Below are 25,052 nucleotides of genomic sequence, written 5' to 3' on the forward strand. Positions count from 1 at the left end.
TTTCGATGTTCCGGATTTCTTGTCCATCTTCGCTCCATAATGGCTTTGATGAACCAGAAATCCTCCGTCGCTCAAACTCCTAAATCTGTCCGGTAGGTGCTGACGTCAGACAGGTCCTTTGGTTGTGCCGAAGCTCTTGTTTCAGATATCTTCCTTGAGGGCTTCGAGATTGGCGTGAATAACCTTCCAAGTTTCTGGCATACACTCTTGCAGGGCCAGGCGGATGAAAGGCGCGGGCTCGACACCGGTGGCCGCGGCAAGTGCGGGGATCTTTTCGACAGGTATCTTTGTAATTCCATTTTTCATCATCGAGATGATGTTCGAATTACTGTACCCCGCCTCGTTTGCGATTTCGCGCTGTGTCTTTCCGGAAAGCTTGATTGCCATCTCAAGATGGCTGGCGACGTCCGTCTTTGAAGTCATGTGAACTCCTTTTGTACTGTCTGTCGAATGAATGGTTGATCAGCCGCGAAGCAGTCCAACGCGGTAATTTGCGGGTGAGACGCGGATTATTTCCACGGTGTCACCAGCACGCGCGCCAGTACGCTCGAAGAACGCTCGGGTATTGGAGCGGTCACGGAAAAACTTGTGGCGTTCGCAGATGTCGGTTTTGCTGGAAACGCCCGGCCCCCACTCGACAGTCACCATCTGCGAACGGCCATCGACCCTCTTGCTGGCGCCGATCGCAGATTCGGGAAACTTTGCCAGAAACTCGCGAAGGTAGAAGTGGTGGTATTTGAGGTTAGCCTTTGTAAGCGTGCTGCGCCCAATCACTGTGCCAGCCTCCGGAACCACACCGCAGGGCAAAATATTCGTCGGGTCAGGAGGAACCGGAGCTTCCATTTTTTTCTGACAAATTTCTTCCTCCTTCGGTTACGTGATTTCGTTTTGCCATGAGCACTACCTGTGCAGCTGCGCGCGCATCCTCGCCGGCATCGTGATGCTCGAAACTCAATCCAAGATGTTTTTTCAAAGAAGCAAGCCCGAAGCCTCCGTTTTCCTTCAGTTCAGGCCAAGCGTGACGAGCAATACTGACACTATTCTGCCAGTACCAAGCCGGCTCGTCGCGGCCGAGCGCAAGACAGGCTGCGCGGATCGCGCTGCGATCGAAACCACTGTGCTGGTAAACGGTACGCCCCATCAAAAAGGGGTCTAGTACCTTCAGAACTGTGTCGATTGTAGGTGCGCCCTGCACCATTTTGGCATCAATACCGTGTAGCCCAGAGAATACCCAATGGCGTGTCCTCGGATTGACCAGTGTTTTCCAGGTTTCGATACTATTGTCATACCGCACGCAGGCAACACCGATCTGGCAGATGCTGCCGCGATCGTGGTGCGCGGTCTCCACATCCAATGCAAAGAACTGGAATGACCCGGATGGCAAAGGCGGAATGGTTTCAGATTTTCCAAGGGCTGCAGCCATACTTCTATCAAAACGTTCTTTCTGGCGTTCTAGCGCTGAAATCTCCAAAGGGCCGAGTTTGAGTCGCTCAATGACTTTATCAACCAATGCAACCGGTTCTGAGTAGATTCCCATGCCTTTGCGGTTCCAGGCGACAACTTCAGGCTGCGCCAAGGCAATCACCTGCGCCTCCAGTTCAGCGATATCGACCATATCTGGCAACGACACCCAAACAGCGCCGCAATATTCCGCAATGAAGGCATTGCGCAGCACCTTGGCGATCCTTCCATCTGCCGCCGTCGTTTCGTCGTTGCGCAATCGGAACATCCGACCAGTGTTGTACATTCGAGAAAAATAGTGGCTGTGGTCTTCCGATCCGGTTCGGTGGCGGTGGTGGATGCGCTTGTTGAGGCTCTCACCTTCGGATTTTGTCGCACCGATGTAACGCAAGGCCCCGTGGTGATCGACAAGCCCATAGATGCCGCGACAGTCTTGCGGTGTTTCACTGGTCGGACGAGTCGGCATTGTGAGCAGAATGTCCAGTATCTCGGAAGCAGAGAGAGTCGCTTTCATGGTCTGACCCATTTTTAACGGTGGAGGCGGCGTACGGCGCTGCGGACAGCCGACATCACCGGATTTTGCTCTACGCCCAGTTCGCCACAATCAAACCCGGCATGCTATCGAGCCCCCGCTCGAGGTGGCGTAAGAAATTCAGGGGGTTTGGCACCCAGCTTCTTGTTGGAAGTCGAACCCTGCCGTTTTGTCGGTGTTTCTTTCATCGGGCCGACGAACTACGATCCTCATTTAGGCAGATTACAGGAGAAGACGATGCGCAAAGCCATTTTCGTCGCACTTGCGGCGGTTTCTATCGGAACTCTCCTGAGTTCCAACCCTGCAACGGCTGCGTCGCTCGGACTGTTCGAGGTTTCTGGTGTCGAGGGGGATGACATGCTCAAGATGCGCGCAGGCCCTGGAACAGGGTACCGCGTGATCCTCGGCCTGCCAAACGGCACCGTGCTGCGCGTTCACACATGTGAGCAAACCGGAGGCACGCGCTGGTGCAACGTATCGCTGGAACAAGCACGAGGGCTCAAGGGGTATGTATCCTGGGCGTATCTTCGGAAACTGTGACCGCAAGCCTTCGGGGAAGACTGGCAGGACGTCAGCCGGCACGCATTGGGTAGCCTTGGCCGTGGTCACCTGCGGGTAGCGCTGATAGGCGCACGCCACCGCTCGTCCCTTCGCCCAGCGCAACCGCTCGAGTTGCAGCCACTGCATCGCCCCACAATGCGGGCAGGGCACAAAGTGGCGCTGCTGGTCGGAAGCCTCGAACTCCCGCTCAATGCAGGAAACCCTCCGGATCGTGGGCGTCGAGACCATCAACACCTTGCGCCGGTGCTCAAATGTCGTGGCACGGGCTTCGGTCAGGTTGACCGGATCCCCTTCCTCGATGAGGCGGGATAGGCATTAACCTCATCGAGGAAGACATAGCGCGCCGAAGCCGCTGGTTCTCCTTCTCAAGCTCCTTCAGTCGGGCAAGCTGCGATCTGCCCATCCCGCCATAGAGCTTGCGCCATCGATAGAACGTTTGCTGCGTTATGCCGATCTGGCGGACAGCCTCGCCCACCGTTGCGCCTTGGCCTTGCAGAACTTCAACTTGCCGAAGCTTCGCTACAATATCTTCGGGCTTCTCTCGTTTCCCAGCCACCGCTGATCCTCCAGTTTAAGGGACAATCCATCCCAGTTGGTGGACCACTTTCAGGGGGATACTCCACTGGCCCATTCGGTCAAGGCGATGATCCTCGACGGGTTCGGCTTGGGATGGCTGCCCCGTCATCTCTGCGCCCAGGAGTTGGCCGATGGGCGCCTGGCCTTGGCCAGCGGCAGCGCATTTCAGACCCAATTATCGGTGTGGCTCTATCGAGAGACCGACAATGAAAAATCGACACTGAACCGCTTGTGGCGGGATCTGTCAGCGGGTTAGGCGCCACCAGCGAACGCTGACAAAACGACGGTTCCGTATCCCGCAGCCATGGCTTATTGTGCCACGAACGCCCGGCCAACCCGCGAAAGCCTGCATGTCAAAGTTCGATGGATATTTCCTGCGCCAACTTCTGGTTCTGTGCGGCTTCTTCGCCTTTGTTCTGGTCGGCGTGTTCTGGATCAGCAAGGCGGTCAGCCTGTTCGACCGGCTGATCAGCAGTGGGCAGACGGCGATGGTGGCGCTGGAGTTCACGGCGCTGACCCTGCCGACGCTGGTGCGCACCGTGATGCCGATGGCGGCATTCTGCGCAACGGTCTATGTCACCAACCGCCTGAACCGCGAAAGCGAGATGACCGTTATGCTGGCAACCGGCAGCAGCCCGTTCCGGCTGGCCCGTCCCGTCATCCTGTTCGGCCTGATCTGCGCGGCGATGCTGGCAACGATCACGCTTTATCTGCGTCCCGCCGCCATGTTGCGGCTCGAGGCGCGTCAGGCCGAGGTGGCCGGCGATATGACCGCTCAACTTCTCAATGACGGGCAGTTCATGCACCCGGTCAAGGGTGTGACCGTCTACATCGGCAAGATTGACCGCGACGGCACGCTGAACGATGTCTATCTGTCGGACCGGCGCGCGCCCGAGCGCGTGGTGACTTATACCAGCTCCAAGGCGTATCTGGCCCGTAGCGGCGAACAGATCGCGCTGGTGATGGTCGAGGGCACCGCCCTGCAGATGGAGACCGGGCGCAAGACCCTTTCGACCACTGTGTTCCGCGATTTCTCCTATGACATTTCGGCGCTGGCCAAGCGGGACATCGAACGGCGGCAGGGCATTCGCGGCATGCCAACTTTGGCGCTGGCCGCTGCGCTAAGTGGCGGCGAATTGAGTGAGACTTATTCCCAAGGCGAGATAGCCGAAGAGTTGCAAGAACGCCTGTCCTGGATCGGAGTCAGTGTCGCTGTCACCCTGATCGGCTTTTCTACGCTGATGTTGGGCACGTTTTCCCGATTTGGCCTCTGGCCACAGCTCATTGCAGCCTTTGCCGGCCTCATCGCGCTCGAGGGAATGCGGAGCACCGCGACCGCATTTGTTGCGACCCACCCCGGCCTGTGGTGGGTTCAGCACGCGCCCGCCCTGGGTGGCATTTGCTTGTCGATCATGTTTCTGATGATCGCCGGACGTCCGCTGCGATTGCGGCAGCGACCCTCCGCAGACCTCGCATAGATCAAGTTTTCGGGCCTATTCGAACCCCGCATCCCGGGCGATCATTGCGGCGTGTGTCCGGTTCTTGGCATTCAGTTTCTTGCACAAAGTACGGACATGCAGCTTGATCGTTACCTCCTGCAAGTTCATTTCGCGGGCGATCTCCTTGTTGGGCATACCGCGGCACAGCCCGCTAAGAACCTGTTTCTCCCGCCGGCTTAGCGCGGCGGTCATATTGTCGCCCATGGATTCTTCAGGTGCTTGCAACACGGTGCTGGGTACAAATACCTCGCCCGCTACCATGAAACGAACGGCATTCAACAGGCTCTTGGCTGCCATTGACTTGGGAATGAAGCCCGCTGCCCCGGCGTTGACCGCATCTTGGGCGATCCGATTGGGCGCGGTTCCACTGAGCAGCGCAACCGGTGTTTCGGGCGCCTGGCGGACCGTTTGGCGCAGCCCATCCAGGCCATTCATTCCAGGCATGTTGAAATCGAGCAGAACAAGGTCGAATGGCTTGCCATCCCTGAGTAACTGCATTGCTGAGGTGAAGTCATGTGCCGTAACAACTTCGGCCTGACCCTCTGACTTAAGATAGGCCGAGATTGTATCCCGAACCAGTGCATGATCGTCGGCCAGAAGAATGCGCATGCGTTTCCCAAATACAAAGGACTAGAATTGACGCTACTCTAGCCTCGGGTTGGCGCCGCTGCCAGAGTGGAGCGCTGGAAAATGTCGCATCAGATGGGCGGGCGAAAAACGTGATTCCCGATCTAAGACCGGTAGGGACCTAAAGGTCGCGCTCAACCGTTTTGCTGTCTGTAAGAATGCTAACGACCCTACGTTAAGGCGCCAACCATGACTTCTAACGCAATTGTGTTCCGGACTTATACTAAAGGCTATTTCGATAACCCAAAGTGTTGTGCCCTCTTGTTCTGGGACTGACATAAATTGACGAATGGTATTGGTTTTTTGGAGGCGAAGATGAGGAGACTTGCAATTGCACTGTCGTTGTTGGTTGGAACGCTTCTTGCGCCCGTCGGACATGTGGCCAACGCAGGTGAAGAGTTGCTTGTCATCAGCGCTTCCGATGGTTCGGTCACGCGTCTCGATCTTGGTGACCTGAAGGCGCTTCCTGTCAGCGAAATACGTACAAGAACGATCTGGACCACAGGAGTACAGGAGTTTCGCGGTGTGGCCCTGCGCGACCTGCTTGATCATGTGGGCGCTGCCAGCGGTATGATCACCGCTGTCGCGCTCAACGATTACTTGATCCAAATCCCAACCTCGGATGCTACGATACCTGGCCCAGTAGTGGCCTATCTGCATAATGGCAAACAAATGTCGGTGCGTGAAAAGGGCCCCTTGTGGGTCGTGTATCCCTATGATGACAATCCTGTCTATAACACCGAAGAATACTATGCCCGAAGCATCTGGCAGCTGATCCGGCTGGAGGTGCCAAGGTAGCTGACGCTGGGGTGACGAGATCGCGATAGGTTTGATGAGATCGTTAAATAGCCGGCTTAGAACCGGTTTCTGGCTTACCCTCGTGCTGATGCTGATTGCGTATTCCGCGATGCTCGGGCGCGAAGCGATGGTGCGCCTCGACAGCCTTTCAACCGCCGCCTCTGATGACATCCGTTGGAACATGTCTCAGCTCGAAGTGGAGTTGTTGCGTCTTCAAAGTGCATCATTCAAGGCGCAGAGCGGGGAACCGGCAGATCTGGCGGCGCTTCGAACCAGGTTCGATATCTTCTACAGCCGCAGCCAGATCGTGCTGCACGGCGCATTGTACGGTTCGGCACGCGCGGTTCCTCAGGTGCGGAGCAAGCTGACTACGCTGGCGGATTTCCTGACTGACAGCCTGGAGATCGTCGATGCGACCGATCCCGTGCTAGTCACTCGTCTGCCAGAGTTCGCGACGAAGGTGGAGCTGTTGTCTCCTGAGGTGCGCGACATGGCGCTGACCATCGTCAACACATCTGCCCGTGCTGCAGATATCCAGCGTGTCAAAGTTTCCGAGACACTCAGGCGTTTGGCGCTGGCGGTGTTGGGATTGCTGGTCGCACTTTCGATTTTCGCGCTGCTCCTGCTGCGTCTCTATCGCAGCGGCCAGCTTGTCTCAGCGGAGAAGGAAGCGGTCAAATCGCGTTTCGAGGCCGCTGTTAGATCAGCGCTGGATGCCGTTTTGGTGGTGGATACCGACGGCCTTATTGTCGAGTTCAACGGTGGCGCCGAAGCCATGTTTGGCTATTCCCGTAGCGAGGCGCTGGGTCAACCGATGGCCGATCTTATCATCCCCCCCCACTATCGCGCGCAGCATGAAGAAGGCATGCAGAGGTTTCGCAAATATGGCACCAGCCGTGTGGTCGGCAGGGGACATTTGCGCCTGGAGGGCATGCGGAAATCGGGGGAGGTCTTTCCGGTCGAGCTGTCGATTTCGCTGGCCGAAACCAGCGACCAACTCGTTTTTGTCTCGTTCCTGCGTGATATCACAACCCGGCTCAGGACCGAGCACGAGCTGCGCGAGGCCCGCGATATCGCGCAAGCGGGCGCTCAGGCCAAGGCAGAACTTCTGACGGTGATGAGCCACGAGATGCGAACCCCACTAAACGGGGTTCTCGGTTCCTTGGAGCTGATGGAACGTGACCAGCTGTCGCCCAAGCAGCTGCGCCTGCTGCGCGCGATCCGGGTCTCGGCGGAGTTGTTGCTGAGCCAGGTCAACCGCGTGCTGGAACTGTCTCGGCTAGAGTCGGGAATGATCGAGTTCCCCAAAGAGCCGTTTGCACTTGTGACCATGGTCCAGCGCCTGACCGAGAGCTTGAATGCCGCAGCGGAGGAGCATGGCAACCGGCTCCGTTTGAACGTGATCGGCGACGACCCAGGTATCGTCTTGGGCAATCGCTTCGCGCTTCAGCAGGCGCTGGTCAACCTGCTGGGCAACGCGATCAAGTTTACCCGAAACGGCGAGATTTCGGTTGAGGTTGAAAGGTTGGCCGACGGTCGCATGGTCGAGTTCCGCATCTCGGACACTGGTCTGGGCATTCCCGCCGAGGATATAGATCGGATCTTCGACGAATTCGTTACTATCGACGCTGCGTACGCTCGAGAGAACCCGGGCACCGGACTGGGACTTAGCATCACCCGGCGGCTAGTCTGGGCCTTGGGGGGCGAGATTGAGGTCGAGAGTATAGAGCATGAGGGGAGCCTGTTCCTTATCCGCCTCCCGTTGGAGCCGGGTGAACCGGTCGAAAACGCAAGCGAGAACGAGAAGGAGGAAACTGGATCGCTTTCGGGAAAGCGGGTGCTTGTTGTCGAGGATAACGACATCAACAGGATGCTGCTTTTGGATATGCTGGAAGAGTTCGGTTGTCAGGTCAAGCTGGAGCGCGACGGGTTCGACGGTGTCGCCGCTGCCACAAGCACTCACTACGATCTGTTGCTGGTCGATATCAGCATGCCGGGCAAGGACGGGCTGGCGACTTTGCGAGAGATCCGCGCGCAAGAGGACCCGGCAACACATGTACCTGCCATCGCGATAACGGCCCATGTACGAGAGCAGGACAAGAAAAGATTCGTTGACGCCGGTTTCGACGGGTTTCTGGCCAAGCCGATTTCGATGGCTCAGTTGCAAAAAGAAATGAGCGCACTGCTTTTGTTGCCAGAGGAGGCAGCGGCTGCAGAACCGTCGATTGCTCAGGATTTCATCCAACGGTTCGGAGATGCAGAGTATCGCCGCTATCTGGTCGAGATGGTCGACGAACTAAGCGCCATTTCCAATGATCTCGCCCGTGGTGATCTGACAGATGCGCTCAAGGCGCATGTTCATAAACAGGCCGGATCAGCGGCGATTCTGGGCCAGATCGATCTGCACGCAGTTCTGCAAGAAATCGAAGCGGCAAGCCCGGGCGACTGGGCCGCGTGCATGGATGGTGTTCTGGGTCGGCTCAAGAGCGAACTGGCAGCTATCAGGGTCGTCGCCTCGGGCGGTTAGAGCCCCAGACCGGTCTTGCGGCCTTCGTGGATCGCGGCGGCGGCAAGCCGGGGGGCCGCGGCGTCGCCAATGCTGGTGGCTTCGATCCGCATGGTCTGCAAATCTTGCGACAAGCTGATTTCTGGGGTGTTGGCGGTGGCCAGAACGAGGCTGTCGGCGGCGATCACCTCCGCCTCTCCGGTCAGCAGCGATAGGACTTCGGCGCCCGCGCCGCTCCACTCCGTCAGGGCGCTTTCGGTGACGAAGCGCACGCCCAGACCTGCCAGCGCGGCGCGGGCAGGGAAATCGGTGGCGGACCGCACCAGTTCGCGCCCGACCATGGCGTCTGGGGTGACGATGGTGACCTTGTGCCCCTTTTCTGCCAGGTGCCAGGCGGTGCCGATACCGCGCCAGTTGCCTGCCTCGTCCAGCAGAACGACATGATCCCCCAGCCGGGCGGCGCGGGTCATCACGTCCTGGATGGACCAGACCTGCCCTCGTTCGATCCCCGGCAAGCGGGCCACATGCGGCAGCGCCTTTTGGAACCCCGTTTCCGGCGGGGCGGAGCCGGTGGCCAGTATCACGTGTTCGGCACCGATGGCGGCGACCTCTTCGGCATCCAGATAGGTGTTATAGCGGATCTCGACCTGAAGCTGGCGCAGTTGCCGTTCGTACCAGCCGATCAGGTCGGTGATCTGGGCCCGGCGCGGTTGCATCCCGGCGAGGCGGAATTGCCCACCCAATTCGGGGCCCGCCTCGGCCAGGATCACCCGGTGCCCGCGTTCGGCGGCGACACGGGCACATTCCAACCCGGCAGGGCCGCCGCCCACAACCAGCACGGTTTTCGGTGTCTCCGTGTGCGTGAACCGGTCGCCACCCCAGAGGTATTCATGCCCGGCCGAGGGGTTCACCAGGCAGGAGATATAGTAATCGCGCCCGCGCCGGCCCCAGCATTGCTGGTTGCACGAGAGGCATCCACGGATGTCTTCGGGTGCGCCGCGCTCGGCCTTGGCCACCAGATGCGGGTCAGCGATCTGGCCGCGCACGATCGACACCAGATCGGCCCGCCCTGCTCCCAGCACCGTATTGGCGTTGTCGGGAGTGCGGATATTGGCCTCGGCGGTGACCAGCGCGGTCAGGTTCGCCTGTTTCAGCCGCTCGGCCAGATCGGCGCCGAGGTTTTCGGCATACTGAAAGCTGGGCAAAAGCTTGTAGAAGTCGAAATAGCTGCCCGCGCCGACGGTGACATAATCCATCAGCCCTTGGGCGTCGTGCAGCGCCACGATCTCGACCATCTCGTCATGGCTGAGGCAGACGGGCTTGTCTGAATCGTCGTTCACCGACAGGCCGATGATGAAATCAGGGCCGCAGGCGGCGCGGATGCGCGCCATGATCTCGCGCGAAAGCCGGGTGCGGTTTTCAAGAGAGCCGCCCCATCGGTCGGTGCGCTGGTTGGAAAACGGCGTCCAGAACTGGTCAAGCAGGCAGTGATAGGCGGCCCAGACCTCGACCCCGTCAAACCCGGATTTCTGGCACCTGATCGCGGCATCGACAAAACCCTGAATGGTCTCCTCGATCTCGCCTTCGGTCATGGCGTGGCTGCCATCGTTGTCGTGATAGCTGGGTCCGCCCGAGGGCGACCAGTTGGCATGCCAGGAATTGTCCCAGTCGCCATGGGCGCCGACATGGTAGAGCTGCTGGATCATCACCGTGCCATGTGCTTTGCAGGCCTGGGTGATGCGGGCGAAATGCGGGATCACGTCATCGCTGGAATGACGGAAGTTGCCGCGTGTCAGAACGGCGGCGGCATGGACGGGCATGGGCTCGACCACGATCATCGCGGCGCCGCCCATGGCGCGTTCCTCGTAATAGGCCAGGTGCTGATCCCCCGGCAGACCGTCACGGGCCATGTTGGTGGTATGAGCACCGAACACGATCCGGTTCTTCAGCTGTTTGTGGCGCAGCTGAACCGGGGTAAAGACATGTTTGAAATTCATGCACCGGTCTCCAGGTGGTCGAGGCCCGTGCGCAGGCTTTCGCCCATGCCGGTATCCTCCATATGCAGCCGTAGCCGCTGGTTATAGCCGCCCGGCGTGTTGAGTGCGGCGATCAGGCTGGCGCAATCTGTATTGGCCAGACTCGAGGAAACCAGCGCGCGCAGAAATGCCTCGCCCTGTTCAGGCTCCGAAACGCGTTCGCCCAGCCAGCCCGCCGCGTCATGCACCATCCGGGTCACTGGTGACAGCACCGCCTGGGCGCAGAGATAGGCCGACATCTCGGCGGCGTCCCTGACTGCGAAGATCCGGTTACGGGCACCAAAGAGCGCAGCGATCAGATCGGTGTCACCCTGCATCATGATGGCCGAACCACCCTGTGCGATACTCGGAAAGGGCATCATGATCGCCACCGCGCGGGCGGGGGCGACCATGCTGTCCACCTCCTCCAGCGTGGCGCCGGCCATCAGTGTGATAACTTGTTGTCCGTCGCGGAAAGTGAGTGCGCCGAGGATCTCGACCGCCTGTTCGGCCATCAGACCCAGGATGATGATATCGCTCTGGTTCACGACTTCCTGATTGGCTGCGACCGAGACATCAGGATAGGCAGCGGCCAGTGCCTGAGCATTGGCCGCGTTGCGTTCCGACACGGTGATCGCATGTCCGTCGCCTGCGAGGCCGTGCACGACGGCGGTTGCGATGGTTCCGGTTCCGAGCACCCCGATCCGCATGTCAGATATCCTTCACCAACCTCAGCGCATCATAGATTGCCGCATGAGTGTTGCGGGCGCTGACCGCGTCGCCGATGCGGAACAGCTGGAATGCGCCGTCGTTGTTGGTTTCGACCCTCTGCGGGGTGCCTGCGATCAGCGCGTCATAGTCGATCTCGCCCCCGTTGCGGGACAGAGGCTTGAGATCGAAATAGAGATCGGCATTCGGCATGGTGCCATAGTTGACCACCACCTGATCATAGGTCTTGTCGCTGGTGAAGCTGCTGTAATCAGTGCCGATCTTGGCGCGCAGCTGGTTGCCGTCGCGGGTTACGTCCAACAGGCGGCGGGTCACCGTAAAGGTGGTATCCTTGTCCTGAAGTGCACGCATATACGGCACCAGGTTCATGCCCATGATGTCGGGCGCGAACATGCGGTCTGGGGTCATCACCTCGACCTTTGCACCGGCATTGGCAGCGACCTCGGCCGCCATCAGCGCCGGGTGGTCACCGCTCTCGTCATAGATCAGAACATTCTGCGCCGGTTTCACATCGCCCGAGATCAGGTCCCAGGCACTGACCACCAGATTATTCTCACGTCCGGTCTCAAACAGTTCGGTATTGGGCAGACCGCCGGTGGCGATGATCACCACATCGGGGTTCAGCGCGGTTACATCCGCCGCCTCGGCCCAGGTGTTGAAGCGGAACTCGACATCGCGGGCGGCGCATTGGGCCATGCGCCAGTCGATGATCCCGATCATCTCGCGCCGGCGCGGGTTCTGCGCGGTCAGGCGGACCTGGCCGCCGGGATCGGGCTGGGCCTCGAACACGGTGACATGGTGGCCACGTTCGGCGGCGACACGGGCGGCCTCGAGCCCTGCTGGACCGGCGCCAACGACAACCACGCGTTTGGGCGTTTCGGCGCGGGCAATCGTGTGCGGCATGGTCAATTCGCGACCGGTGGCCGGGTTGTGGATGCACAGCGCCTCGCCCGCCTGATAGATACGGTCGAGGCAATAGGTGGCTCCGACACAGGGGCGAATGTCGTCCTCGCGCCCCTCGACGATCTTCTGCACGATATGGGGGTCGGCCATATGCGCACGGGTCATGCCCACCATGTCCAGCAGCCCCGAGGCGACCGCGTGGCGCGCGGTCGCCACATCGGGGATACGCGCGGCATGGAAGGTCGGCATGCCTGTCGCCTTCTTCACCTCGCCCGCGAAATCCAGATGCGGGGCGCTTTTCATGCCCTGCACCGGGATCACGTCGGTCATCGCCGGATCGGTGTGGATGCGGCCCCGGATCACGTTCAGGAAATCGACCATGCCCGTATCTGCCAGCCGTTTCGAGATTTCGATCCCCTCTTCGGGGCCGATGCCGCCCTCTGCCGCCTCGTCGGCGGTATAGCGCAGGCCGACTATGAAATCATCGCCGACCCGCGCCCGCACGGCGCGCAGCACGTCCAGCGGCATCTTCATCCGGCTCTCAAGGGATTGCCCGCCATAAGGCCCGTCCAGATCGTTGGTCAGCGGCGACCAGAACTGATCCAGCAGGTGGCCATAAACCTGCAACTCGATCCCGTCCATGCCACCCTCTTTCATCCGTTCGGCGGCGTCGGCGAAATCCGAGATGATGCGGGCGATATCCCAGTCCTCGGCCAGTTTCGGAAAGGCGCGGTGCGCCGGTTCCCGGTGCCGGGACGAGCTGACCGAGGGCAACCACTCGCCCTTGTTCCAGCCGGTGCGGCGGCCCAGATGGGTCAGCTGGATCATCACCGCGCAGCCATGGTTGTGGCAGGCATCGGTCAGTTGCCGGATCCACGGCACCACCTCGTCCTTGTAGGCCAGGATGTTGTTGAAGACCGGCGGGCTGTCGCGCGATACCGCCGCTGATCCGGCGGTCATCGCCAGCGCCACGCCCGCGCGCGCGCGTTCGGCGTGGTAGGCCGCATAGCGCTGTTTCGGCATGCCGTCTTCGGGATAGGCCGGTTCATGCGCGGTGGTCATGATCCGGTTCTTCAGGGTCAGGTGTTTCAGCTGAAAGGGTTGCAGCAGCGGATCACGGCTCATGATATGTCCTCAATACCAGGCGTCGGGCATGGATGCTTTCTTGCGGTCAATGAAATCGCGCAGCGCCTCGTCGGTGGCGTCGTCCATCGGCGGCGCCTCGTAGGTGTTCAGGATATCCTTCCACCGCTGATTGGCGCGCTGGGCATAGTCGGCGCTGCCCTGTTCCGACCATGTTTCGTGGGTCTGGTCGTCGTTCAGGCCGCTGTCCCAATAGGCGGTTTCATAGTGGCGCAGGGTGTGGTCGGTGCCGAACAGGTGTTCGCCCGGCCCGTTCTGCGCCAGTGCCTCAAAGCCCAGCGTATCCTCGTTAACCTCGATCCCGGCAAGGTAGGAATGCAGCGCGCCGCACATGTCGGTGTCCATCACGAATTTCTCATAGGACATGCTGAGCAGACCGTCGACGAATCCCGCGGAATGCAGGATGTAGTTGGCGCCGCCCTGAACCGCCGACATCATCGACATCATCGCCTGTTGCATGGCCTGCCCGTCGGGCGCCTTGGAGGTCGAGAAGTTGCCGGCGCAGCGCAGCGGCATGTTCAGGCGGCGTGCCAGCTGTCCCATTACCAGCGAGCCCAGCGCCGGTTCGGGCGTGCCAAAGGTTGGGCTGCCCGAGCGCAGGCTCATCGACGACAGGAAGCCCGCCAGGATCGCGGGTGCACCGGGGCGCACCAGCTGTGTGAGCGCGCTGGATGCCATCGATTCGGCGAGGCATTGCGCGACGGCTCCGGCCATTGTCAGCGGCGATACCGCACCCCCCAGCAGGAACGGCAGGTGGATCGAACCCTGCCCGGCCTCGGCATAGGTGCGGATACCTCCGGTGGTGACACCGTCCAGCACCAGTGGCGAAGTGGTGTTGAAGTTGCCCATGATCACGCAGTTCTGGTCGACAAACTCCGCGCCGAATAGAATGCGGCACATCTCGATACTGTCGGCGGCCCGTTCCGGTGCGGTGATCGAGCCCAGGAAGGCGCGATCGGAATAGCGCATGTGCGAATAGACCATGTCGAGGTGCCGTTTGTTCACGGCGATGTCCGTGGGCTCGCAGATGGTGCCGCCGGAATGGTGCAGCCAGGGCGAGGACTGGCCCAACTTGATCAGGTTCTGGAAATCCTGGAGGGTGCCGTAGCGGCGGCCATTGTCCATATCCATAACGAAGGGCGAGCCATAGGCAGGTGCGAACACCATCGCGTCGCCGCCGATTTCGACCGTGTTGGCCGGGTTGCGTGCATGCTGGGTGAAGCGTGCAGGCGCGGTTGTCAGGATCTCGCGCAGCATCCCCGGCTCGAACCTGACATTCCAGGCATCGGCCCGCAGCTCGGTGACCTGGGCCCCGGCCTGTTTGTAGAGCCGCATCGCCTCGGCGTCGTCGCGCAGTTCTATCCCGATCTCGGCCAGGATACGGTCGGCGGTTGCCTCGATCCGTTCGAGCGCCTCGTCACTCAAAAGATCATACGCGGGAATGCGTCGGGAGATGAACGGCACGCGCAGGTGCAGGTTCTGGCCAGGTTCAGCGGACCGGCCTGCCTTGCCAGAGGCGCGGCGGGACCGACGGGTCCGTGGGGATGTCTGTTCGCTCATGTAAACTACCTGCCGAAATCGGGTTGGATGGATATTCTTGAACGCGACTCGACACATGTGTCAAGAAACTTGTGCATAGGTGTCAATCCTGCTACCTCATCGGTCATGTCACTGGCACCCAAACACACCGGATCCGAAAGCGCCTGGTTGGACGCGGCCTATGAATTGTTGACCGAAAACGGCGTCGAGGCGGTCAAGATCATGCCGTTGGCGCAAAAGCTGGGTGTGTCACGCACCGGCTTCTATTGGTATTTCAAGGATCGCGAGGCCCTTCTGGAGGCGATGATCCAGCGCTGGGAAGAGAAGAACACCGGTAATCTGGTGGCCCGCGTGAATGCATTTGCCGAAAGCATTGTCGAGGCGATGTTCAACCTGTTCGACTGCTGGCTGGATGACGGGCTGTTCGACGCGCGTCTGGATCTGGCGATTCGCAACTGGGCGCGCAACGATCCCGCGTTGCAACTGCGACTGGACCGGGCCGATCAGGCCCGTCAGGATGCGGTGGCGGGTATGTTCCAGCGCTTTGGCTATCCAGAGAATCAGGCCCGGGTACGGTCGCTGACCGTGATGTATACGCAGGTCGGCTATATCTCGATGCAGATCGAGGAACATCCCGATATCCGCATCGCCAACATGCCCGATTATGTCGAAGTGTTTACCGGCGTCACTCCGGATCAGGCGGATGTGGACCGGTTCCTGTCGCGGCACGCGGCCAAATGGCGGGCTGCTGCTAACCAGATGTAAACTTGGCGGGCGATAGCCTCTGGGGAACTGGAAGAATCCCCGGACAGGCAGAATGCCCTTGAAACTGATTTACCGCTTGGCCGCGGTCGTGTGGCTCACCGCGCTGCTTGCGGCGGCACCGGCCCTGGCAAAGCTCGATCCCGGCGTGTCGTCCCTTTGTGACCAGGCCGCGCGCCGTGCGGCCAGCCGCCACGGAGTCCCGCTCGACGTTCTGCGTGCGATCACGCGGGTCGAGACCGGTCGCCGCAGTGACGGCCAGTTGGCGCCCTGGCCCTGGACAGTCAATATGGAGGGGGCGGGGCATTGGTTTCCAACCGAATATGCCGCCCGCAAATTCGTGTTCGAGCGGTTTAAATCCGGCGCCCGCAGCTTTGACGTGGGGTGTTTCCAGATCAATTACCGCTGGCACAGCCAGGGGTTCTCTTCGATCGAGGAGATGTTCGACCCCGAGCGGAACGCCGATTATGCCGCCCGTTTCCTGAACGACCTGTTCGGCGAACTGGGGTCCTGGTCGGCGGCGGCGGGGGCTTATCACTCGCGCACGCAATCCCTGGCCGATGCCTATGCCTCGCGGTTCGACCGGACCCGCGCGGCGCTGGGTGAGGGGCCGCTGCCTGAACCAAGGCAAGGGTCTGGCTCTCGCGGGCCTCAACCCTTGCTCGCCCGGCAGGATGCGTCATCTGGCCCGGCCCGGCTGGGATCGCTGTTTGCAACCGGATCGGGCGCCCGCCCCTTCATTTCGTTCAACTAGGATCGCGCCGTGCCCAAGCTTTCCACCGAAACGCTGTTCAGCCCCACGGTTCTGCTGGCGCTTGCCCTGATGGCGATCATCGTGATGATGATTCTGCCGATGCCGGCCTGGGTTCTGGATATCGGCCTCGCTGCCTCGTTTGCGCTGGCGATCCTGATCTTTACGCTGACCCTGTTTATCGAGCGGCCGCTCGATTTCTCGGCCTTTCCGACCATCCTGCTCGCCTCGCTGATGCTGCGGCTGTCGCTGAACGTGTCCTCGACCAAGCTGATCATCGGTCAGGGTCATACCGGCCCGAACGCCGCCGGAGACGTGATCGAGGGGTTTGCCCAGTTCGTGATGGGCGGCAGCGTGTTTCTGGGCTTGGTGGTCTTTGGCGTTCTCCTGATCGTCAACTTCATGGTGATCACCAAGGGCGCCGCCCGCATGGCCGAAGTTGGCGCACGCTTTGCACTCGATGGCATGCCGGGCAAGCAACTGGCCATCGACAGCGACATGTCGGCAGGCGCTATCGACCATCAGGAGGCGAAGGCGAGACGCGAGTTGGAGCAGCAGGAAACCACCTTCTTCGGCTCGCTCGACGGTGCGTCGAAATTCGTCAAGGGCGATGCCATCGCCGGGCTGCTGATCACCCTGCTGAACCTGATCATGGGCCTGATCATGGGCGTCATCGTACATGGCATGCCGATGAGCGCCGCGTTCGAGACCTATGCCATCCTCACCGTGGGCGACGGTCTGGTATCGCAGATCCCGGCCGTGATCATTTCGATCGCCTCGGCGCTGCTGCTGGCGCGCGGCGGTACCCAGGGCGCCACCGACAATGCGCTGTTCGCGCAACTGGGCAAGCACCCGGCGGCACTGGCCACGGTGGCGCTGTTGATGGTTCTGTTCGCGCTGGTGCCCGGACTGCCGTTCCTGCCCTTCATCTCGGGCGGGGCGGTTCTGGGATATGCTGCCTGGCGGATGCGCCTGAAACAGAAACAAGAGGCTGACAGCGCCGCCCGGATCAGCGAGGAACAGACACCCGTCGCACGCCAGGGGATCGGCGATATCCTCGATCTTGACGATGTGCATCTGGAATTCGCCCCCGATCTGGTGGGAATGGCGCTGGATCCGGGCACCGGGCTGGACGCGCGCATCGCCAATATGCGAACTCACGTGGCTTCGATCTATGGGCTGATCCTGCCAGATATCCGCCTCACCGATCAGGCCGAACTGCCCCAAGGCACCTATGTGATCAAGGTGCAGGGGGTCGAGCAGGTGCGCGGCGTGCTGCATCCCGATCTGGTGCTGGCGTTGATGACCGACCATCCCGATGCGCTGCCCGCGGGCGAGGACGTGACCGAGCCGGTCTATGGCGCCCCCGCCCGCTGGATCCTGCCCAAGGACCAGGAGGCGGCGGCGCTGTCCGGCGCGACCATTGTCAGCCCGCCCGAGATATTGGCCACCCATCTGCTGGAAGTGATCAAACAGAACTTTGCTCGCCTGCTGTCACTGAAATCGCTGCGCCGCCTGTTGTCCGAGATGACCCGACTGTCCGATCCTGTCCGGTCCGAGGCCAATCAGAAACTCTTGGACGAACTGATCCCTGAAAAGGTGCCGATCGACACGTTGCACGCCGTTCTGCGCCTGCTGCTCGAGGAACGCGTGTCGATCCGAAACATGCCCCTGATCCTCGAAGCGGTGGCCGAGGCGCGACTGGCCACCACCCAGCCCGAGGCGATCTGTGAACATGTCCGCCAGCGGCTGGGCTTTCAACTGGTGGCCGAGATGAAACGCGCCGACGGGTCGATCCCGCTGGTACAGCTGGCGCCGGAATGGGAGGATGCCTTTGCCACCTATCAGGTCGATGGTGCCGGCGGTGGCCTCGATATCGCGCTTCCGCCCGACCTTTTCAACAAGCTGGCCGATGGCGTTGCTAAACGCCTGTCGCAGACGGCGGGGCAGGGGATATTCGCGGCGCTGGTGACTTCGACCCGCCGCCGCCGTTTCCTGCGCACCATCCTGCGGGCGCGCGGCATTTCGAACCCGGTCCTCTCCTTCGAGGAAATCGGGATGGAAGCGCGCCCGGCGCTGGTGGGACAGGTGCCCGCATGATCGCGCTGCCGCCCGAGTTGCTGGCGCTGATCTCGGGCGAGCTGTGGCAGGTCTTTGCCGTGTTTCTGCGGGTCTCGACCCTGGTTTCGGTTCTGCCCGCCTTGGGCGAACAATCGATTCCGATGCGGGTCCGCCTTGGGGTCGCCACCGCCTTTGCCGTGATCGTGGCCCCGGCTGCGCCGGCTGCCCCCGAGGTCACAAATGTCCTGCAATTCACCGCCCTTGCCGGAACCGAGGTATTGGCTGGGCTGGTCATGGGGCTGGGCATCCGGCTGTTTGCAATTGCACTGCAGGTGGCGGGTATGATCGCGGCGCAGGCCACATCGCTGTCGCAGCTTCTGGGCAATGCAGTGGCCGAGCCGACGCCCGCCATGGGCCATCTGCTGATGATGGGCGGGCTGGCGCTGGCGGTGATGTCGGGCCTGCATGTACGGGTGGCCGAATTCCTGATCCACTCCTACTCGATCTTTCCGATCGGCGAACTGCCCCATCCCGGCGATCTGAGCCAATGGGGTGTCGCCCAGGTCGGACGCATGTTCGCGCTGGCCTTCGGGCTGGCGGCGCCGTTTGTAATCGCCTCTCTGATCTATAACCTGACGCTGGGGGCCATCAACCGGGCGATGCCACAGCTTATGGTCGCCTTTGTCGGGGCGCCCGTGATCACACTTGGTGGTATGGCGCTGCTTCTTGTCGGCACACCGCTTTTGCTGTCGGTCTGGCTCGATGCGCTGTGGAGCTTCTTTCAGGATCCGATTGGGGCACGCCCATGAGCGGACAGGACGACGACAGCGACAAGTCATTCGATCCGACCCCGCAAAAGCTCCAGAAAGCGCGGGAAAAGGGAGAGGTTGCCAAATCCGCCGACCTGTCGGTGGTGGCGGCTTATGCCGGTTTGTTGCTGGCACTGTCAGCGCTGGGCGCGGCGAGCGTGACCAAGCTGGGCACCGCGCTGACGGTGTTGATCGGCCAGGCGGATGGCCTGTCGCGCCTTGTCTTCGAGGGGCGTGCTGGTGGGCCGGTCGGCGGGCTGATGGGAACGGTGGGGGCGGCGATCCTGCCCTGGTTCCTGGTCCCGGCAGCGGCGGTGATCCTGTCGGTTGTGGCCCAGCGCGCCTTTGTCATGGCGCCCAGCAAGCTGGTGCCCAAGATCTCGCGCATTTCGATCCTGCAGAACGCCAAAAACAAGTTCGGACGAGGCGGCCTGTTCGAATTTGCCAAGAGCTTTGTCAAATTGCTGCTCTATTCGGTCTGTCTGGGCTTCTTCATCAAGCTGAACCTGTCCGACATCGTCTCGTCCGCTGGGATGGAGGCGCGCCAGTCGGTGCTGCTGATGGCGCGGCTGTTGATGCGGTTCATGTTCCTGGTTGCGACGGTGGCGCTGGTGATCGGGGCCATCGACTATCTGTGGCAGCATGCCGAACACATTCGCAAGAACATGATGTCCCGCAAGGAGCTGATGGACGAGACCAAGGATGCCGAGGGCGATCCGCATATGAAGCAGAAGCGGCGCCAGAAGGGGCAGGAAATCGCGATGAACCAGATGCTGGCCGATGTGCCGGGCGCCGATGTGGTGATTGTGAACCCGACCCATTACGCGGTTGCCCTGAAATGGTCGCGCCTGCACGGCGCGGCGCCGGTCTGCGTGGCCAAAGGGGTCGACGAGGTTGCCGCCGCGATCCGCCGCAGCGCGGCCGAGGCCGGGGTGCCAATCCACTCCGATCCGCCCACCGCGCGAGCCCTGCATGCCGGTGTCGAGATCGGGCAGGAGATTTCCGAGGAGCATTATCGCCCGGTCGCAGCCGCGATCCGTTTTGCCGAGGCGATGCGCAAACGGGCCAAGGGGAGGGCATGGTGAGGCAGTCGATACTGGATCAAATGACCGGGGTGGGAGAGGCGCTCTATCTGCGCGAATACGAGCGTATCCGGGCCGTGCTGGAGGAAGAGGCGCGCATCGCCGCGCAGATCGCCCGGCTTGATGACCAGGTCGTCCGCACCCGTGCCGAAGGATCGGGAGATCATGGCTATCGCTCGGTCGGCGCCGACATCCTGTGGCAAAGCTGGGAGAGCCGGACTCGCCGCCAGCTGAACTCCGATCTGGCGCGCGCGCGCGCGAAACGGTTGTCGATGATGGATGATCTGAAACGCGCCTTTGGCCGCAAGCAGGCCATCGCGCAGATCGCGCAGGACGACAAAACGGCCCGGGCAAAGGCCCGTCGCAAGACGCAGCTTGATGCGCTCACCCGTGACGCCGCGCAGCGTTAGGCCCGTTTAACCGGTACAGACGCAGAAATGCCCCGCCAGTCGGCGGGGCTTTGGCTGCCGGTCGGGGAAAAGGTTGGCGGTTTGGGCACCGCTCAATACGAATCCTGACGGGCGATATCGACGATCAGCACGCTGACGATGTTGTCGCCAAAGGCCTTTTGCGCCGATTCAAGCAAGGCGACGCGCAGCGGGTCGAGATTGCCGGGGCGGGTGAAGGCACCGTCGAAACCGCCGATATTGGCATGGTCGAACAGGACCTGAAGGAAGCCGTCGCGCAGCTTGGGTTCCTTGGCGTAGAAATTCTCGCTGAAACCCGGCTGGACCTCGAGGCTGAGCGACACCGTGGCCAGGCCGCTGATCTGGTCCTTGTGCACCAGCGGCACCACAAAGGGTTTGTTCATCTTGACGTATTCGTTGCCTAAATCCTCGGCGCCGTGATCCTCGGACGGTTTCGATTTGGCGGAATCGGCAGGTTTGGCCTTGGACGGTTTCTCTTCGCCATGGTCACTGGCCTGATCGCTCGCATGGGCGCTGTCCTGCGCCGGTTTCGGGCCAAGGAACACCCCGGCGCCCACCCCGGCACCAAGGCCCACAACAAGGAACAGAACCGGAAGCAATTTACCCAACATGGCCGGCCTCAGAACGGCAGGACCATGTCCAGCACCTGCTGGCCATAGCGCGGTTGCTGCACATCGGTGATCTGGCCGCGACCACCATAAGACACTCGCGCCGAGGCGATCTTGTCATATGTGATCTCATTCTGGCGCGAGATATCCTCGGGCCGCACATAGCCAGAAACCAGAAGCTCGCGCAGTTCGAAATTCACCCGCAGCTCTTGCGAACCGGTGATCGACAGGACGCCGTTGGGCAGCACGTCGACCACGGTCGCGGCCACCCGCAGGGTCAGCTTTTCCTTGCGCTTCACCGATCCCTTGCCGCCCGAGGCGCTGGAGGAATCGACTGCGACCGCGTTGCTCATCGACGCGCCATCGGGCAGTTTTTCATCGATCCGCTGCGGCAGGCCCAGAAGATGCGGCACGCCCAGGCTTTCCGAACCCGAACGCGACCGGTTGGTGTCGTTCGAGATCTCGGCCTTTTCGTCGATTTCGATGACCACGGTCAGAATGTCACCCTTCTTCATCGCCCGCTGATCGCCCAGCAGCGAGTTCTGGCCGCCGCTCCACAGCGACGCGCGATCGACCGAGCGTTGCGGCTGTGTGTGCAGCGGCAGGCCGGGCCAGAGCATGGCCACGTGCTCGGGCGACTCGGTGTTCGGGGTAAAGCTGGGCGCCTTGCCCAGGTGATCGGCGCGGCCACAGGCCGACAGCACCACCAGCGCGGCAATCAGGGTTTTGGGGGAGGGACATTTCTGCATCATTTTACCTCGATGGAGCCATTGGGCCGAATCTGGCCGGAAACGGTGGTGCGGGACGTCAGGTTCATCACCCGGATGACATCTCCAGCCGCACCGCGACCCAGCGCGCGACCTTCGGTGGTGATGACCAGCGGGCCATTGTCGAAAAAGAGCGTCACCAGATCATTGCGGTCGACGATGGCGGGAGGGCCAACATCGTCGTACCGGATCGGCCGCCCGGGATAGAGCGCGACGCGTGCCTCTTGCCCGACCACCTCGTCGGGGTCGGTATAGCTGCCGGGGACGACGGCTGATTTCAGCATCAGATCCTCGGCGCCGATGATCTCCTTGGCGCGGATGGTGCGGGTGGGCACCAGCACCTCGGCTGCTGCCGTCTGCGCCAGGACAAGGGCAAGGATCGGGCCAAGATACCGCATCAGCGTACCTGCGTGGTGGCGCTCATCATCTGGTCCACCGCCGAGATGACCTTGGCGTTCATCTCATATCCGCGCTGCGCCTCGATCAGTTCGGTCACCTCGCGCACCGCGTCGACCGAACTGTCCTCCAGATATCCCTGACGCAGGGTGCCCAGCCCGTCCTCGCCCGGATTGCCGGTGATCGGCGCGCCCGAGGCCTCGGTTTCCTTGAACAGGTTGCTGCCGATCGCCTCCAGCCCTTTGGCATTGGTGAAACCGGCCAGCGTGACCTGGCCCAGCAACTGGCCCTCGGCTGCATCGTCGAAATAGGCATAGACCTCGCCCGAGGCGTTGATCGAGATCGACCGCGCATCGCTGGGAATGGTGATCTCGGGGGCCACCGACAACCCGTCCGAGGTGACGATCAGCCCCTCGGCAGAGCGTTTCAGCGACCCGTCGCGGGTAAAGGCCGACTGGCCCGAGGGCAGCGTCACCTCGAAATAGCCGCGTCCCTCGATGGCCAGGTCCAGATCGTTGCCGGTGGCCGACAACGCGCCCTGTTCCAGATGAACCGTCACTGCTGCCGGGCGGACCCCCAGGCCAAGCTGCACGCCGGTCGGCAATACGGTGCCGTCGGCGGCGTTCACCGTTCCGGCACGCGCGATCTGCTGGTAATGCAGGTCGGCAAACTCGGCACGACGGGCATTGTAGCCGGTGGTGTTCATGTTGGCGAGGTTGTTCGAGATCGTCTCGACCCGCATCTGCTGGGCGGACATGCCGGTGGCGGCGATTTTCAGGGCGCGCATTCTGGGGCTCCTTGGTTTGGGATCAGCGCAGCAGGCTGTTCACGGCGTTGCGGATGCGTTCGTCTTCGGACTGGAGGAAGCTCTGGCCCAGCTCATAGGCGCGCTGCACTTCGACCAGCCGGGCGACCTGGTCGATTGCATTGACATTTGATCCTTCGAGGAACCCTTGCATGATGCTGGCGCCTTCGATCGGTTCAGTGCCGTCATCGGCGCGGAAGAACACGCCGCCCTCTCGGATCAGCCCATGCGGGTCGATTGGCTTGAACAGGCCGATCTGACCCAGCAAGCGCCCGCCGCCGCTGATCGTGCCATCGGGGCCGATACGGACACCGTCGATATCCGGGGGCACAAAGACGGGTGCGCCATTGGCATCCATCAGCCGATAACCATCGACATTGACCAGATCGCCCTGAGCGTTCGGGGTAAAGCTGCCAGCGCGGGTCAGCCGTTCGCCGCCCGGGGTCTCGAGCATGAAGAACCCCTCGCCGTCGATGGCCAGATCGAAAGCACCGCCGGTCTGGGTCAGCACCCCTTGTTCCTGCGAGGTGTTGCGCACCTGACCGCGCGCCATGGACAGCGACGAGGTTCCAAGCCCGCCGCGCACGAATTCGGAAAACACCAACCCCTGCTGGCGATAGCCCGAGGTGGCGGCATTGGCGATATTGTTGGCCACGACGCGGGTTTCGTTCAAAAGCCCGGATTGTCGCGACAGGATGGCATAGCTGGGCGTTTCCATCAGACACCTCCCGATATCAGCGGAATGAGGGTTGTGGTGAAATAGTTGATCAGCGTCTGGGTCATGAAGCCCATCGAGATCCAGAACACGATCACGATGGCGGCCAATTTCGGCACAAAGGTCAGCGTCATTTCCTGGATCGAGGTCAGGGCCTGGAACAGACCCACTGCCAGACCGGCGATCAACGCCACCGACAGGATCGGAACCGAGGTGATTACCGCGATCCACAGCCCCTGTCGGACCGTGTCATAGAACAGGCCTTCGCTCATCATGGCTCAGACCGGCATCCGAAGGATTTCCTGATAGGCCTCGACCACCTTGTTGCGAACGGTGACGGCGGTTTCGACCGCCAGTTCCGACTGCGCCAACGCCTGCACCAGCGCATGCGGGTCGGCCTTGCCGATCATCGCCGATTGGGCCAGGTCTTCGCTGTGCTGCAGGGTGGCGGCAAAATCCTGGAAGGTGCCGCGCAGGCCCAGGGCGACGCTGTCGTCCTTGGGGTCCGCCTGGGTGGCGGGGCGGGCCGAGGCATAGGCCTGGGCTGCGGAGAGGCTGCGGATATCCATTCTGGCTGTCCTTTATTTGCGGAGAAGTTCCATCAGGCTTGCGGACATCTGCCGCGCCTGGTCGAAAAGCTTGAGATTCGCCTCGTAGCTGCGCTGCGCCTCGCGGGCGTCGGCGATCTCGATCATCAGGTCGACATTCGACCCCTTGTAGTGGCCGGTCTCGTCGGCCAGCGGGTGCGAGGGGTCAAAGATGTCGGGCAATTGCCGCCGGTCGAGTTTGACCCGGCCGGTGGTGACGCGCTCGACCCCGTCGTCACGGCCGCGCTCTACCTCGAACGGGACCGTCTTGCGGCGATAGCCCGGCGTGTCGGCGTTCGAGATATTCTCGGACACGTGGCGCAGGCGGGTGGCCTGGGCACGCAGCGCGCTGGCGGTCACAGAGAGGGATTTGGAAAATTCGCTCATCTCAG

27 protein-coding genes and 2 pseudogenes are annotated in these 25,052 nt (G+C 61.6%); 11 read left to right on the plus strand and 18 right to left on the minus strand.

What is annotated here, in order from left to right; genetic code table 11:
- Nucleotides 1-141 precede the first annotated feature (141 nt).
- From MB818_RS14120 to MB818_RS14130, 3 genes are read right to left on the minus strand one after another with little or no spacing between them, the layout of a single operon-like run.
- A complete protein-coding gene (locus tag MB818_RS14120; protein WP_238905499.1) occupies nucleotides 142-423 on the minus strand; it encodes a helix-turn-helix domain-containing protein in 282 nt (93 codons plus the stop codon).
- 39 nt (nucleotides 424-462) lie between these two features.
- The gene (locus MB818_RS14125) at nucleotides 463-843 is read right to left on the minus strand and encodes a hypothetical protein (RefSeq protein ID WP_234140010.1); all 381 of its coding nucleotides are present in this window, start codon (nucleotides 841-843) and stop codon (nucleotides 463-465) included.
- Nucleotides 821-1,987, minus strand: coding sequence for an exonuclease domain-containing protein (locus MB818_RS14130; RefSeq protein ID WP_238905501.1), 1,167 nt, complete (start codon nucleotides 1,985-1,987; stop codon nucleotides 821-823). The genes MB818_RS14125 and MB818_RS14130 overlap by 23 nt, the downstream gene beginning before the upstream one ends.
- 243 nt (nucleotides 1,988-2,230) lie before the next feature.
- On the opposite strand from MB818_RS14130, the gene MB818_RS14135 reads away from it, so the two are divergent.
- A complete protein-coding gene (locus tag MB818_RS14135) occupies nucleotides 2,231-2,533 on the plus strand; it encodes an SH3 domain-containing protein (protein WP_234167717.1) in 303 nt (100 codons plus the stop codon).
- 84 nt (nucleotides 2,534-2,617) lie between these two features.
- Here the strand turns inward: MB818_RS14135 and MB818_RS14140 are convergent.
- Nucleotides 2,618-2,898, minus strand: a pseudogene (locus tag MB818_RS14140) (phage terminase large subunit family protein); the annotation flags it as partial.
- Nucleotides 2,886-3,110, minus strand: a pseudogene (locus MB818_RS14145) (transposase); the annotation flags it as partial. The pseudogenes MB818_RS14140 and MB818_RS14145, both read right to left, overlap by 13 nt.
- Nucleotides 3,111-3,149: 39 nt before the next feature.
- Between MB818_RS14145 and MB818_RS14150 the strand changes: the two are divergent.
- Nucleotides 3,150-3,386 (plus strand): LysR substrate-binding domain-containing protein, encoded by a 237-nt coding sequence (locus tag MB818_RS14150; protein ID WP_234140007.1) that lies wholly within the window; start codon nucleotides 3,150-3,152, stop codon nucleotides 3,384-3,386.
- A 94-nt stretch (nucleotides 3,387-3,480) separates the two neighbouring features.
- Entirely contained in the window at nucleotides 3,481-4,608 is a 1,128-nt protein-coding gene (lptF, locus tag MB818_RS14155) for an LPS export ABC transporter permease LptF (RefSeq protein WP_234140006.1), read from the plus strand.
- A gap of 15 nt (nucleotides 4,609-4,623) precedes the next feature.
- Here lptF and MB818_RS14160 read toward each other — a convergent pair whose 3' ends face one another.
- The gene (locus MB818_RS14160; protein WP_234140005.1) at nucleotides 4,624-5,238 is read right to left on the minus strand and encodes a response regulator transcription factor; all 615 of its coding nucleotides are present in this window, start codon (nucleotides 5,236-5,238) and stop codon (nucleotides 4,624-4,626) included.
- 333 nt (nucleotides 5,239-5,571) lie between these two features.
- Between MB818_RS14160 and MB818_RS14165 the strand changes: the two genes are divergently transcribed.
- Both MB818_RS14165 and MB818_RS14170 read left to right on the plus strand, forming a co-directional pair.
- Nucleotides 5,572-6,054, plus strand: a complete 483-nt coding sequence (locus tag MB818_RS14165) for a putative pterin-binding protein (protein WP_234140004.1) — start codon at nucleotides 5,572-5,574, stop codon at nucleotides 6,052-6,054.
- Between the two features lie 88 nt (nucleotides 6,055-6,142).
- Nucleotides 6,143-8,581, plus strand: coding sequence for a PAS domain-containing hybrid sensor histidine kinase/response regulator (locus MB818_RS14170; protein WP_234140014.1), 2,439 nt, complete (start codon nucleotides 6,143-6,145; stop codon nucleotides 8,579-8,581).
- Here MB818_RS14170 and MB818_RS14175 read toward each other — a convergent pair.
- The 4 genes from MB818_RS14175 to MB818_RS14190 are packed head-to-tail and all read right to left on the minus strand — an operon-like array spanning nucleotide 8,578 to nucleotide 14,910.
- Entirely contained in the window at nucleotides 8,578-10,557 is a 1,980-nt protein-coding gene (locus MB818_RS14175; RefSeq protein WP_238905504.1) for an oxidoreductase, read from the minus strand. The genes MB818_RS14170 and MB818_RS14175 overlap by 4 nt on opposite strands.
- Nucleotides 10,554-11,285, minus strand: coding sequence for an NAD(P)-binding domain-containing protein (locus MB818_RS14180; RefSeq protein WP_238905506.1), 732 nt, complete (start codon nucleotides 11,283-11,285; stop codon nucleotides 10,554-10,556). The genes MB818_RS14175 and MB818_RS14180 overlap by 4 nt, the downstream gene beginning before the upstream one ends.
- 1 nt (nucleotide 11,286) lies before the next feature.
- A complete protein-coding gene (locus MB818_RS14185; RefSeq protein WP_234217081.1) occupies nucleotides 11,287-13,332 on the minus strand; it encodes an NADH:flavin oxidoreductase in 2,046 nt (681 codons plus the stop codon).
- Between the two features lie 9 nt (nucleotides 13,333-13,341).
- Complete coding sequence (locus tag MB818_RS14190) at nucleotides 13,342-14,910, minus strand: trimethylamine methyltransferase family protein (protein WP_238905508.1); 1,569 nt, start codon at nucleotides 14,908-14,910, stop codon at nucleotides 13,342-13,344.
- 105 nt (nucleotides 14,911-15,015) lie between these two features.
- On the opposite strand from MB818_RS14190, the gene MB818_RS14195 reads away from it, so the two are divergent.
- The 6 genes from MB818_RS14195 to MB818_RS14220 all read left to right on the plus strand — a co-directional run bounded on the left by MB818_RS14195 (nucleotide 15,016) and on the right by MB818_RS14220 (nucleotide 20,764).
- Complete coding sequence (locus MB818_RS14195; protein ID WP_234139999.1) at nucleotides 15,016-15,654, plus strand: TetR/AcrR family transcriptional regulator; 639 nt, start codon at nucleotides 15,016-15,018, stop codon at nucleotides 15,652-15,654.
- Nucleotides 15,655-15,706: 52 nt separating this feature from the next.
- Complete coding sequence (locus MB818_RS14200) at nucleotides 15,707-16,405, plus strand: lytic transglycosylase domain-containing protein (RefSeq protein ID WP_234139998.1); 699 nt, start codon at nucleotides 15,707-15,709, stop codon at nucleotides 16,403-16,405.
- Between the two features lie 69 nt (nucleotides 16,406-16,474).
- The gene (gene flhA, locus MB818_RS14205; RefSeq protein WP_235790002.1) at nucleotides 16,475-18,502 is read left to right on the plus strand and encodes a flagellar biosynthesis protein FlhA; all 2,028 of its coding nucleotides are present in this window, start codon (nucleotides 16,475-16,477) and stop codon (nucleotides 18,500-18,502) included.
- Nucleotides 18,499-19,272 (plus strand): flagellar biosynthetic protein FliR, encoded by a 774-nt coding sequence (locus MB818_RS14210; protein ID WP_238905510.1) that lies wholly within the window; start codon nucleotides 18,499-18,501, stop codon nucleotides 19,270-19,272. The genes flhA and MB818_RS14210 overlap by 4 nt, the downstream gene beginning before the upstream one ends.
- Nucleotides 19,269-20,357 (plus strand): flagellar type III secretion system protein FlhB, encoded by a 1,089-nt coding sequence (gene flhB / locus MB818_RS14215; protein ID WP_238905513.1) that lies wholly within the window; start codon nucleotides 19,269-19,271, stop codon nucleotides 20,355-20,357. Before MB818_RS14210 ends, flhB begins: the two co-directional genes overlap by 4 nt.
- Nucleotides 20,351-20,764, plus strand: a complete 414-nt coding sequence (locus tag MB818_RS14220) for a hypothetical protein (RefSeq protein WP_238905514.1) — start codon at nucleotides 20,351-20,353, stop codon at nucleotides 20,762-20,764. The genes flhB and MB818_RS14220 overlap by 7 nt, the downstream gene beginning before the upstream one ends.
- A gap of 92 nt (nucleotides 20,765-20,856) precedes the next feature.
- On the opposite strand, the gene MB818_RS14225 is transcribed toward MB818_RS14220, so the two are convergent.
- From MB818_RS14225 to flgC, 8 genes are read right to left on the minus strand one after another with little or no spacing between them, the layout of a single operon-like run.
- Entirely contained in the window at nucleotides 20,857-21,393 is a 537-nt protein-coding gene (locus MB818_RS14225; protein WP_234165303.1) for a flagellar basal body-associated protein FliL, read from the minus strand.
- 8 nt (nucleotides 21,394-21,401) lie between these two features.
- Nucleotides 21,402-22,142: a flagellar basal body L-ring protein FlgH gene (gene flgH, locus MB818_RS14230; RefSeq protein ID WP_234144644.1), complete on the minus strand. Its 741-nt coding sequence runs from the start codon at nucleotides 22,140-22,142 to the stop codon at nucleotides 21,402-21,404.
- Nucleotides 22,139-22,555 (minus strand): flagellar basal body P-ring formation chaperone FlgA, encoded by a 417-nt coding sequence (gene flgA, locus MB818_RS14235; protein WP_234144643.1) that lies wholly within the window; start codon nucleotides 22,553-22,555, stop codon nucleotides 22,139-22,141. The genes flgH and flgA overlap by 4 nt, the downstream gene beginning before the upstream one ends.
- Nucleotides 22,555-23,340 (minus strand): flagellar basal-body rod protein FlgG, encoded by a 786-nt coding sequence (gene flgG, locus MB818_RS14240; RefSeq protein ID WP_234139990.1) that lies wholly within the window; start codon nucleotides 23,338-23,340, stop codon nucleotides 22,555-22,557. The genes flgA and flgG overlap by 1 nt, the downstream gene beginning before the upstream one ends.
- A 22-nt stretch (nucleotides 23,341-23,362) precedes the next feature.
- Nucleotides 23,363-24,076, minus strand: coding sequence for a flagellar hook-basal body complex protein (locus MB818_RS14245; RefSeq protein ID WP_238905515.1), 714 nt, complete (start codon nucleotides 24,074-24,076; stop codon nucleotides 23,363-23,365).
- Nucleotides 24,076-24,348 carry a flagellar biosynthetic protein FliQ gene (locus tag MB818_RS14250; RefSeq protein WP_234139988.1) on the minus strand — a complete coding sequence of 91 codons (273 nt, stop codon included), beginning with the start codon at nucleotides 24,346-24,348 and terminating at the stop codon, nucleotides 24,076-24,078. The genes MB818_RS14245 and MB818_RS14250 overlap by 1 nt, the downstream gene beginning before the upstream one ends.
- A 3-nt stretch (nucleotides 24,349-24,351) precedes the next feature.
- Nucleotides 24,352-24,642, minus strand: a complete 291-nt coding sequence (gene fliE / locus MB818_RS14255; protein WP_238905516.1) for a flagellar hook-basal body complex protein FliE — start codon at nucleotides 24,640-24,642, stop codon at nucleotides 24,352-24,354.
- A 12-nt stretch (nucleotides 24,643-24,654) separates the two neighbouring features.
- Nucleotides 24,655-25,047: a flagellar basal body rod protein FlgC gene (flgC, locus tag MB818_RS14260; RefSeq protein ID WP_234139986.1), complete on the minus strand. Its 393-nt coding sequence runs from the start codon at nucleotides 25,045-25,047 to the stop codon at nucleotides 24,655-24,657.
- Nucleotides 25,048-25,052 lie beyond the last annotated feature (5 nt).

Source organism: Ruegeria alba (assembly GCF_022321465.1).
Lineage (GTDB): Bacteria > Pseudomonadota > Alphaproteobacteria > Rhodobacterales > Rhodobacteraceae > Ruegeria_B > Ruegeria_B alba.